Source organism: Clostridium ganghwense (assembly GCF_026735165.1).
Classification (GTDB): Bacteria; Bacillota; Clostridia; order Clostridiales; family Clostridiaceae; genus Clostridium_H; species Clostridium_H ganghwense.
The window spans coordinates 87,727-99,437 of the sequence record NZ_JAPQES010000001.1; the positions used below are offsets into that span (position 1 = coordinate 87,727).

Sequence of the window (11,711 nt, forward strand, 5' to 3'; positions counted from 1 at the left end):
CTCTTATACTCCTTATTCTTCACTTAATTGTGCTCTAACTTGTTGTATTTCTTGCTGAGTTGCTTGTACTGCTGGTTTGTAATAACCTTTTTGAACTGCAATTTTATATAAGTCGTATTGGAATTTTTCGTCTGCATCTCTCAATTGTTGAATTGATTTTCTCAATTCCTGATTATCACATTGAGCTATAATAGCACCATATTCAGTAATACTATTATTAAGGGTAGACAACGCGTCATTTACCATTTCCTTTTCTTGCATAACTTATCCCTCTTTTCAACTTAATTTATAGAAATCCCATTAATTTTTGTGTAGTATTTTGAGCTGATGCAGCTGCTTGTTGAAGCATCTGCTTAATTTGCTGGTCTTGGCACTGATTAGCATAATCATTTAGTTTAGAAGCAGTAGTTTGATAACCGCCTACAAGGTGTCTTAAATTTTGTAATTCTATTTGATTTAACTGTGCCATTCTAACTCCTCCTTTGAATTATAATTTTCTCTAGTATTTTTCATCACATTTAACTTAAATATACTAAATAAATCTTTATATAAATTCTTCATTTATTCTTTAATGTAAAATTATTCTTCACATTATTTATAACCTTTAGTACAAGTGTTTTTATCTAATTTTTTTAGTACTTCTCTATAGTCTATTTTTATTAATTCATTATCGTATAACTCTTGATAAGTTGTCTCTTCTATATCTATTTCTATTATTTTGATAAAATTTTCTCCATAAAGCTTTTTTAAAAATAGTTCACAATCCTGTTTAATTAATTCACAGCCTTGTTTATCATCATAATGAAGATCTTTAATATGAGTATTTAATGTTTCTATAATTCCATATAATTGATATATATAACTCATTTCCTTTAACTCAAATTTATTTGTAAGAGAAGCCACTACTTTTGAATAATCTTTATTTATTGGTATTGGATATTTGTTTACACTATTTTCATTATTAAAATATTTTAAAGTTCTTATACTCTGGAATATAGCATTACATATATCTAATCTTATAATATTTATATTTTCACAAATTTTATTTATTTTTTCATTATAATCATATCTTCTATTATCTTTTGTAGAATGTTTAGTTATAATCCAACTACATAGTCCACCTACTAAGGATCCAGTAATAATTGCAGCAGTTGAAAATATTGTTGATATGTATTTTTCAGGAATAATTTGTAATAAGAACACCGACTTACAACTCCTCTCCTTAAGAAGATAAAGTTATAATACTATATTTTCCATAGAAAATTATTTTATTCTAATAATTAATGACGTATATAGTTGCAATAATTTTGTACTCATTTTATGAACAATCATTCAGGAAAACATAGCTTAATTGGAAAATATATGATATACTTATTGTTTAATATCTTTAATTTAGTATTACCACATAAGAAAGGAAAGATTTTATGGATAATTCAAAAGAATTGGGTAGTGCAAAAATTTCAACTTTACTATGGAAGTTTTCTATACCTGCAATTATCGGAATGCTTGTTAATGCATTATACAATATAATAGATAGAATTTTCATTGGACGAAGTGTAGGACAAATAGGTTTAGCTGGACTTGCTATAACACTTCCTATTTCTAGTATTATTATGGCTTTTGGAATGCTAGTTGGAATTGGTGCTTCTACTTTAGTTTCTATTAAACTGGGTGAAAAAGATAAAGCTATGGCTGAGCAGATTCTTAGCACAAGTGTAATTTTAGATATTGTAATTTCTGTTATTATAAGTATTTTAGGACTTACATTTATTAATCCAATCTTAAAACTTTTTGGTGCAAGTAATGCAAGTCTTCCATACGCTAAAGAATATATAGTAATTATTCTTGTTGGGGCTGTATTTCAAAATATTGGCTTTGGTATAAATAATATTATACGTTCTGAAGGTAATCCTAAAATCGCAATGCGAACTATGCTTGTTGGAGGAATTTTAAATATAATTTTAGATCCTATATTTATATTTGTATTCAACTTAGGGATTAAAGGAGCTGCTATTGCTACAGTTATTTCACAAACAGTTAATACAATCTTAGTTATGCATTATTTCTTAAGTAAAAATAGTGGAAGTACTCTTAAAATAAAAAAATCAACCTTTAATTTAAATATAAAAATTTCATTAGAAATATTTTCAATAGGTCTTTCTCCATTCTCAATGCAACTTGCTGCTGGTGCTGTTACTGCACTATACAATAAAGGTTTATTTAAATATGGTGGAGATATTGCTGTTGCAGCCATGGGAATTATAGCTAGTATTTGTATGCTTATCTTTATGCCTATTTTTGGTATAAACCAAGGTGTTCAACCAATTTTAGGTTATAACTATGGTGCTAAATCTTATAAAAGAGTAAAAAAGGCTCTAAAACTTGGTATATATTCAGGAATAACTATAGCTTCTATTGGATTTATAGTAGTAGAATTTTTCCCTGAAGTTCTTATATCCATGTTTAGTAAAAATGATCCAGCTCTTATAAAACTCGGTGCTCATGGAATTAGAATAGATTTAATGTTTCTTCCCATAGTAGGATATCAAATAGTTGGTGCAAATTATTTTCAAGCTATTGGTAAAGCTAAAATCTCTATTTTCCTTAGTTTCTTAAGACAAGTAATTGTATTAATTCCTATAATCATTATTTTACCTAGATTTTTAAAATTAGAAGGACTTTGGCTTTCTCAGCCGCTAGCTGATATAGCTGCTGCTTTAGTTACTGGTTACTTCTTATATAGAGATATAAAAGAACTAAATCGTTTAGAAAAATCTAAAGATAATAAAGAAGTTTTAGCATAATTAAAAATTATAAGGATATTACCACGTAATATCCTTATAATTTACTACTAGCTTCCTTATCTACAATTACAGTTACATCATTGTGGAGCTGCAAAATTGAAGCTGGAACCTCTGGCGATATTTTCCCTTTTATCATTCCATAAACTGCATCAGCTTTACCTTCTCCATTTGCAAGCAACAAAATTTTCTTAGACTGCATTATAGTTTTTATTCCCATACTTATAGCTTTTGTTGGAACTTCTTCTATTGAAGAGAAGAATCTTGAATTTGCTTCTATAGTATCTTGTGTAAGATTAACTAAATGAGTAGAAGCTTCAAAATTTATATCTGGTTCATTAAAACCAATATGTCCATTACCACCTATTCCCAAAACCTGTATATCTATTCCTCCTGATTCTTTTATTACTTTTTCATAATTCTCACATTCCGCTTCTATATCTGCAACATTCCCATTAGGTATATGAATATTTTTTTCTTTAACATTGATATAATTAAATAAATTTTTCCTCATAAAGTAATGATAACTTTGATCATTTTCCTCACTTAATCCATAATATTCATCTAAATTAAAAGTTTTAACATTACTAAAATCTAGTTCTCTATTTTTATACATATTTATAAGTTCTTTATACATTCCAACAGGAGTAGAACCTGTAGCTAAACCTAAAATACTATCTGGTTTTAGTATTATTTGACTAGCAATAATTTTTGCAGCCTTTATACTCATTTCTTCATAATTATCAACAGCAATTATTCTCATTCTAAGCCCTCCCCTAATCTAAGTTATTATATACTGTTTTACCTTCTACTATGGTAAGATATACATTAAATTCACTATCAAAAATTGTTATATCTGCATCCTTACCCTCTTTTAAACTTCCTTTAAATTTATCAATCTTAAATTCCCTAGCTCCATTTAACGAAGCCATTTTGACCAATTCATCAATTTTTAGGTTAGTATGTTTATACATATTTTTAAGTGCAACATTAAGAGTGAGAATACTTCCAGCAAGAGTTCCATCTTTTAGTCTTGCAGATGTTTCATCAACAATAACCTTTTGACCTCCAAGATCATACTCTCCACACTTCATACATCCTGCTCTCATAGAATCAGTTATTAGAACTAGTCTATCTTTTCCTTTTACATTTACAAGAAATTGAAATAATCCCGGATGAACATGTATAGTATCTGCAATAAGTTCACAGTTAACATCATTTCCAAGTACAGCTCCTACAACTCCTGGTTTTCTATGGTGCAAAGGAGTCATAGCATTAAAAATGTGTGTTGCATGGGTAATTCCTTTTTCTATACCATATATAGCCTCCTCATAAGTTGCATTTGTATGTCCTATTGATAAAACAACATCAGGATGAACCTTCATCTTTTTCATAAATTCATCATTTTCATCCATTTCAGTAGCTAGAGTGATTATTTTGATTACATCTAAATAATTTTGAACAAAATCATAACTTGGTTTCTGTATAAACTCTGGATTCTGAGCTCCTTTATACTTTTCATTTATAAAAGGACCTTCCAGATGAGCACCTAAGACCTTTGCTCCATTTAATTCCATACCCATACATTCTTTAACACATTCTAATGCATTATATATGGCTTCTCTACTCATTGTCATTGTAGTTGGTAAAAATGCTGTAACTCCATTTTGGCAGATAGTACTGCTGATTTTTATAATATCTTCAATACTTCCATCCATAGTGTCACTACCACCGCTGCCATGAATATGCAAATCAATAAATCCTGGAGATATATATTTTCCATTAACATCAATTATTTCTTCTAAATCATATTCACCAAGCTTGTCTTTACTAATAATGTATTTAATTTTATTATCAAATAAGATACTACTATTCTGCAATATACCTTCTTCAGTAATTATCTTTCCATTTGTTATTGCTTTCATAATAATCCCTTCTTTATTATATATTTTATACATGAAATATTTGTAAAATAAGATAATAGCTATTTAAGTCTTATCTCATATTTATATTTATCACACCTAAAAGTAGTCTTTGTATATTCCATAGCAGTTCCATCACTTAAATATGCAGTTCCTTTAACAAGCAAAGCTAAATCCTCACTTTCTAAGTTTAATAATTCACCTTCATATTCATTTACCTTTATAGGCTCTATAGTTTGCTTTGTACTTTCAGGACAATATCCATATTTTTCTCTTAATACAACATATAAAGATCTGCCTTCTAACATTTCTCTAGTTAAATCTGGGCATAATCTATACGGAATACAAACATCTTCTACACCAAAAGGCTCATCTTCTACAGTTCTCAATCTTTTTAATTCTATAACTTTTTCATCATCTATTAAATTTAAATGCTTTCTATTTTCTAAAGTTGAATCTTTTATATCAAAGGATAATATATTTGTATAACTTTTAAGCCCTCTCTTAGCCAATGCCTCTGTAAACCCTTTACTTAGTTCAGAAAGAGGTTGATTTATCTTAGGCTGTGAAACAAAGGTTCCTTTTCCCTGTTCTCTATAAAGTACACCTTCATTCACAAGGGCCATTATTGCTTTCCTTGCAGTCATTCTACTTACATTTTGAATTTCACAAAGTTGTCTTTCTGTAGGTATCAAATCACCAGGCTTTAACTCTTCATTTTCAATCATTTCTTGCAGTATTTCTTTCAATTGGTAATATAGCGGTATTGGATTTTCTTTAGAAACCTTTTTCAAAATTCAACCTCCAAATCTCATAATAATATATTGTTATATTGTATATACCAATTTTATCATAATAAATGGAACAATTCAATAACATTATCTTTTAAGTATAGTTAGTTCCATTTATTTTTCCATATATTATCTATTTATAGACCTTGCCATTCTAATATAAGTATGTCGTTTACCTCTTATTGCAATGCTATAATCCATAATATTTTCTGGTACTGCAATTCCAGTATATCCTGCGTCTCCTATATGATGTATATCTGTCCCTGCCATTTTACACATAAGTGCAATTCTTTTAATAGTTTCAGAATCAGCTCCTTCTTGAGAAGTTCCAATAGAAGTTAATGCTAATACCTCTAAGTTATGGGTATATACTATAAGCTCTTTAATATATTCAACCGTTATTCCAGGCACCGTTCCTGGAGCAGGCATAAGAATTATATCAGCTCCAGCCTCTACAAATTCTTTTATATCTTTCTTTGTTATAATGTTTTCACCAGCTTCATTTAATGAACCTGCTGCATGCATTTTACCAACACAAAGAATAACTTTATCTCCTATATCTTTTCTTATACTTTTGGCTGAAGATACAATAGCCTTATTAGAAACTCCTGTTCCAGGATTTCCTGTTAAAACTATCATATTTACTCCCATTTCATAAGCTTTAACAGCAGTTTCTCTAGTAGCTAATCTTCCTTTGGAAATCTCATGTATGTCCCCTACAGATTCCATTTCACTATCTACTGGTTCTAAATTAATTCCTATCACTCTACCTGTAAGTCTTTTTATCTCTTTTATTATGTTATCCTTATCAACTTTAGGAATTCCATTGAAAACAGGATTATATACATCAAACATATTTAACAAAATAATGTCTGCTCCAAAAGCTGCTGCAATCTCTGCATTACTTACATTATAATATAACGGCATAGCAAGTCCTATAATTTCAGCAATTAAAGTCCTTCCTTCACTAGCAGTAATAGCTTCAAGTAATTCTTTTTTACTTATTCCTTTTAAATCCGAATAATTACAATCTAATAACCGTTTCATCTTTAACCTCCAATTAAAACCAAGCACAAAAACAATTGCTATAACTGCCTTTGTACTTGGCTAAATTTATTTATTATTTCATTAAGGCTTTAATACGAGTTACTAATGGATCTGCCATTGTACCAACAACTATTTGATAATTATTTTCGTTAATCTTCATAATTCCAGTAGCACCTATTTCTTTTAATCTAGCCTCTTGTATTTTTGACCCATCGCTAACTATTAATCTTATTCTTGTTATACAAGCTTCAATAACTTCAATATTTTCTTTATTTCCTATAGCTTCTAGTATTTCAGCTGCTTTCATCGTAAGTCCATCATTATCTAATTTTGATAAACCAACACATTTCTCTTCTTCCCCTCTACCTGGGGTTGGAATATTGAATTTCTTTATGCAAAATAAAAATATTACATAATAAACAGCTCCGAATATTAATCCTAATACTAATAATCCAATTGGCTTAGATGAAATCCCAAAATTGAGAACATAATCTATTAATCCTGCTGAGAAACCAAATCCACATTTCATCCCCAATGCTGAAGTAACTGCAAGAGAAACACCTGTTAGTAATGCATGTATTACATATAATACTGGTGCTAAGAACATAAATGCAAATTCTATAGGTTCAGTTATACCTGTTAAGAAGGATGTAAATGCTATACCTAAAAGCATACCTGTTACCACTTTTCTGTTTTCTTTCTTAGCCGCAGTAATCATAGCTAAACATGCTGCTGGAAGAGCAAACATCATGATTGGGAAGAAACCTGTCATAAATGTTCCAGCAGTAGGATCTCCTGCAAAGAATCTTGAAAGGTCTCCATTTACAACCTTTCCTGCTGCATCTGTAAATGAACCAAATTGAAACCAGAATAAAGAGTTAACAACGTGATGCAATCCAAAAGGTATTAATAATCTGTTAAAGAATCCAAAGAAGAAAGCTCCTATAGTTCCAGAACCCGCTACAGCGTTACCAGCTGAATTTATTCCATTTTGAATTACTGGCCATACATATCCAAATATAACACCTAAAATTAAAGTATATATTGAAGTGATAATAGGTACAAAACGTTTACCTCCAAAAAATCCTAAGAAATCTGGAACTTTAATTGCTTTATATTTGTTATACAAATAAGCTGCTAAGATACCTACTATAATACCTGCAAGTACTCCCATATTGATTTTGTCATTAAAAGTAGTAGCTACTTTAGTTAATACAAAATAACCAACAGCAGCAGCTAGTGCTGAAACTCCATTATTTTCTTCCGCAAGTCCTACAGCAATACCAATAGCGAATATAAGTGCTAAATTACCAAAGATAGCATCACCTGCTGCTGCCATCCATTTAATATTAAGAACATCTGGCTGTCCCAGTCTTAATAACAATGCTGCTGCTGGTAATACAGCAACTGGAGTCATAAGTGCTTTACCTAGTCTTTGAAGCTTTGATAATAGTCCACCTTTTGACTTTGCCATAACTTTCCCTCCTGAAATAATTTATAATTGCATATATCATAATTCATGCGTAAAACATAGAATTATTAACTAGTATAAATATCTAAATCGAGAAACAAAAAAGAGCCGAAAAGGTTCCCCTTTTCCAGCTCTTGCCCATTCATATTTATGGTTACACACCGAAAAATATTTTACATTTTATTCTATTATTGTTAATTTAAGTGTAACTCATTTATAGTTAATTGTCAATATATTGTAGCAGAATTTTTAAATTTTTCTATATGAATACTAATATATCCTATTTCATCCTCAACAACTTTAATCTCTATTTCTCTTTCAATTATTTTTGCCACATTTTTAGCTAATTTATATGACTGCTTATATTGTTTTTTTATAACACTCAATAATTCATTCTTTATTGGATTACTAGTAAGGATTCTTTCTATAGCAAATCTAATATGAGTTAAAAATCTTGCATAATCCAAAGATTGTCTATCAATATATATATTAAGACTGTCCTCTATAAATTCAACTATAGAATTACATAAAAAAGTATACTTTACTGTATTTGAAAGATTTCCTTTATTTCTAGCAGAATGAATATGCAAGGTTATGAATCCTATTTCTCCATCAGGTACCTTTATCCCTGTATAATTTTCAATAATTCTAATAGCTTTTTCTGCTATTTGAAACTCCTTTCTATATAAAGTTTCTGTTTCAACTAAAAATGGATTTATTATTTCATCGTTTTTCTTTAGTCTTTGCAAAGTAAAAGCAATATGGTCTATAAGAGATATATGAATCTTTTCATTTAATTCTTCATTAAGTTTATGACTTACCATAAGAATAATCTCTTCACACATTCCTACAATATCTTCATCTACTTTAGTCAATAATTGATTGAACTTACTAGAATTCCCTTCATCTTTTATAACAAAAATCTTTTCAATAGGAGTATCTCCTGAAATTATATCACCTGTTTTTTTACCAAAGCCTAATCCTTTTCGTAAAATAATTTTCTCTTCTCCATTTTGAGATACCAATATTACGTTATTATTAAATATTTTTTTTATTTCGTAATTATGGTTCTTCATATTTACATAACCACCTTTTAAATTATGTTTATAGGTACTTCTTACTTACTATAATTTTCATCATTAGTACACATAAATTTAAACTGCTTTAAATCTAAATTTAGTTTCATCTTCTATATAATTAATTAAAAATTTTTCTTCATCAATTATTTCTCCAACTACATTCACTCTATTATCTTGCGGCAAATCCTTTTTGCAAATTTGAAGTTCACCACAATATCTCAAATATTCTTTATTATCAATAGTTATAACTCCTGACTTTCTCTCACTATTGTTATAAGGATTGATTTCATCCTGTTTTTTTAAAAACATTCGTGAATCTGTAGACCTAACTACATCCTCTGCGCTATCAGGTCTATTTATATGATACTCTTTAAAAATAATTTTCTTTTCAATTTCACAATTAGTATAAAGCTTAATTTTAAATTCTAAAATATCTTGGCTAAGCTGACCTACACTTTCAATTTCTAATTGTGATGGTATACTGTCACCCCAAAACACATTATCTATTCCTAAAGCATATAAATGTTTAGCTGAAATTTCAGGTTTCATAAATCTATGAATTTCAAGAGTTGGAAGTCCTTCATAAATAGGTCCTCTTTTATTTTGAAGAGACGGTATAAATGCTGATATTTCTATATTGTATTTTTTTAGCATGTCATTTTTCTTTTTAAAGCTTTCTACCGATATTCCACTATTAAGTTTAGGATAGTAATTATGACAAGCTTGAATCATCTTATAATTTGGCTGATATTTTTCAAACTGTTGTAGAAATCTTTCAGTAATTGTACTAGCATTAATTTCTACTTTTAATCCATATGAATTTTTAGTAAAAGTGGCAATTTCCTCTGGGGTAAATCCAAAATCCACTCTAATTCCATATATATTTAAATCAGCAATGACTTTCAAGTTATTCATATTTGCATTAAGATAACTAAAAGCTCTCGGTGAAATATCTGCAACAATTTTCATGTTCAATCTGTCTGCAAGTTTTGTAATTTCTTTAAAATCTTCTAATACTTTTTCATAATTTGCTTCTGGAATATGAAGTGATGTAAAAATCCTTTCAAAACCTTTTGTTCTAGCCATTTCTATATATTTTAAATTTTCTTCTAAGGTATAATCCATACCTATAAAAATTGATATTCCCTTTGCCACTTTTGCTACCTCCTAAATATATCTAATCAGTTAACGTATAATAATTAACATCGTTAAATTAATCTATTGGATCTTCAAATCCTAAAAAAGCTGTAGCTATAAACCCTGCTCCATATGCTGATACTACACCAATCAAATATAATAGAGGTTTATTAGTTATTACAGTTAATGGTAGTCCTGATAGTCCCATGCTAGTTGAAGCAACATTTAAAGCTGCTTGAACTGCTCCACCAAAAGCTCCACCTATACATGCTCCTATAAACGGCTTTCCAAGTGGTAATGTAACGCCATATATTAAAGGTTCCCCTATTCCCATAATGCCTACTGGAAGAGCGGATGCTATAGTTTTCTTTAATCTCTTGCTCTTAGTTTTAACAAGAACTGCAATAGCTGCTCCTACTTGTCCTGCACCTGCCATAGCTAGTATAGGAAGTAATAAATTTTCTCCTGTAGCCTTTAATAAATCTGCATGAATTGGAGTTAATCCTTGATGTAACCCTGTCATAACAAGTGGTAAGAAGGTTCCGCCTAAAATAAATCCCGTTATAGCTCCACCACCAGCAATAGCTGTTTTAACAGCTGAACCTATAGAATCTGAAATAACTCCACCTGCTGGCTGTAGTACAAATATTGCAACAAAACTTGATACTAGAACAACTATTAAAGGTGTTAAAAATAAATCTAAAACCTCTGGTACAACTTTTCTAACCTTCTTTTCAAACCAGCTTGAAAAAGCTACTACTAATAAAACAGCTATAATTCCACCTCTACCTGGTAACAAAGCTTTTCCACCTATTGCAACTTTTGCAAGAGCTGGTGAAGTGATAACTGCTGCCATTGTACCACCAAGCATTGGTGAACCACCAAATTCTTTTGCAGCATTTACACCAACAAATAAGTTGAGTCCAAAAAATACAGCACCACCTATTACTACTAAAATTCCACCAAATGTAGTCTTTGCAAACGCTCCATTAGTGGCCTTAATTGCCATATTATTTATTCCCATTACAAGACCACAACCAATAAATGCAGGTATAAGTGGTATAAAAATACTTGCTATCTTTCTAAGTAATAGTTTAAAAGGAGTTGCATTTTTCGCCTTAATTTCATCATGCCTTATTTTTGCTTCATCTAATTCTCCAACCTTCATACCAGTGATTACTCCAAGTTCATTTGCAACTTTTGTTACTCTACCAGGTCCAAGGATTATTTGGATTTGTCCTCCTTGTTCTACCAATCCCATAACCCCTTCAACTTTTTTTAAAGCTTCCTTATCAATCACTTCTTCATCAACAATGTCTAATCTAAGACGGGTCATACAATAAGCAACTGAGACTATATTTTCTTTTCCTCCTACAACCTGCAGAACATGCTCAGCAATATCTTTAGGTTTAATTGAATTAGACATACAATGATACCTCCTTTTAATATAAATAAAAAAAGAG

At 29.7% G+C, this 11,711-nt stretch carries 12 protein-coding genes; 1 reads left to right on the forward strand and 11 read right to left on the reverse strand.

The genetic code is table 11. The features are described 5' to 3' along the window. Window positions 1-12: 12 nt before the first annotated feature. The 3 genes from OXH55_RS00435 to OXH55_RS00445 form a co-directional block, all read right to left on the reverse strand. Entirely contained in the window at window positions 13-261 is a 249-nt protein-coding gene (locus OXH55_RS00435; RefSeq protein WP_268047436.1) for a spore coat protein, read from the reverse strand. A 25-nt stretch (window positions 262-286) separates the two neighbouring features. After that, window positions 287-469, reverse strand: a complete 183-nt coding sequence (locus OXH55_RS00440) for a hypothetical protein (protein ID WP_268047437.1) — start codon at window positions 467-469, stop codon at window positions 287-289. 122 nt (window positions 470-591) lie between these two features. Continuing rightward, window positions 592-1,203, reverse strand: coding sequence for a hypothetical protein (locus OXH55_RS00445; RefSeq protein WP_268047438.1), 612 nt, complete (start codon window positions 1,201-1,203; stop codon window positions 592-594). 221 nt (window positions 1,204-1,424) lie between these two features. Between OXH55_RS00445 and OXH55_RS00450 the strand changes: the two genes are divergently transcribed. Continuing rightward, complete coding sequence (locus OXH55_RS00450; protein ID WP_268047439.1) at window positions 1,425-2,804, forward strand: MATE family efflux transporter; 1,380 nt, start codon at window positions 1,425-1,427, stop codon at window positions 2,802-2,804. Window positions 2,805-2,838: 34 nt separating this feature from the next. On the opposite strand, the gene nagB is transcribed toward OXH55_RS00450, so the two are convergent. The 8 genes from nagB to OXH55_RS00490 form a co-directional block, all read right to left on the reverse strand. Further along, entirely contained in the window at window positions 2,839-3,564 is a 726-nt protein-coding gene (nagB, locus tag OXH55_RS00455) for a glucosamine-6-phosphate deaminase (RefSeq protein WP_268047440.1), read from the reverse strand. Between the two features lie 13 nt (window positions 3,565-3,577). Continuing rightward, window positions 3,578-4,726, reverse strand: coding sequence for an N-acetylglucosamine-6-phosphate deacetylase (gene nagA / locus OXH55_RS00460; protein ID WP_268047441.1), 1,149 nt, complete (start codon window positions 4,724-4,726; stop codon window positions 3,578-3,580). Between the two features lie 59 nt (window positions 4,727-4,785). Next, the gene (locus OXH55_RS00465; protein ID WP_268048995.1) at window positions 4,786-5,520 is read right to left on the reverse strand and encodes a GntR family transcriptional regulator; all 735 of its coding nucleotides are present in this window, start codon (window positions 5,518-5,520) and stop codon (window positions 4,786-4,788) included. A gap of 123 nt (window positions 5,521-5,643) precedes the next feature. Further along, window positions 5,644-6,561 (reverse strand): DUF7916 family protein, encoded by a 918-nt coding sequence (locus tag OXH55_RS00470; protein WP_268047442.1) that lies wholly within the window; start codon window positions 6,559-6,561, stop codon window positions 5,644-5,646. A gap of 73 nt (window positions 6,562-6,634) precedes the next feature. Beyond that, on the reverse strand, window positions 6,635-8,035 hold the full coding sequence (nagE, locus tag OXH55_RS00475) for an N-acetylglucosamine-specific PTS transporter subunit IIBC (protein WP_268047443.1): 1,401 nt from the start codon (window positions 8,033-8,035) through the stop codon (window positions 6,635-6,637). 224 nt (window positions 8,036-8,259) lie between these two features. Next, window positions 8,260-9,108: a glucose PTS transporter transcription antiterminator GlcT gene (gene glcT / locus OXH55_RS00480; protein ID WP_268047444.1), complete on the reverse strand. Its 849-nt coding sequence runs from the start codon at window positions 9,106-9,108 to the stop codon at window positions 8,260-8,262. Window positions 9,109-9,186: 78 nt separating this feature from the next. Continuing rightward, window positions 9,187-10,266, reverse strand: a complete 1,080-nt coding sequence (locus OXH55_RS00485; RefSeq protein WP_268047445.1) for a DUF871 domain-containing protein — start codon at window positions 10,264-10,266, stop codon at window positions 9,187-9,189. Window positions 10,267-10,324: 58 nt separating this feature from the next. Then, window positions 10,325-11,674 (reverse strand): PTS transporter subunit EIIC, encoded by a 1,350-nt coding sequence (locus OXH55_RS00490; protein WP_268047446.1) that lies wholly within the window; start codon window positions 11,672-11,674, stop codon window positions 10,325-10,327. Window positions 11,675-11,711: the final 37 nt, after the last annotated feature.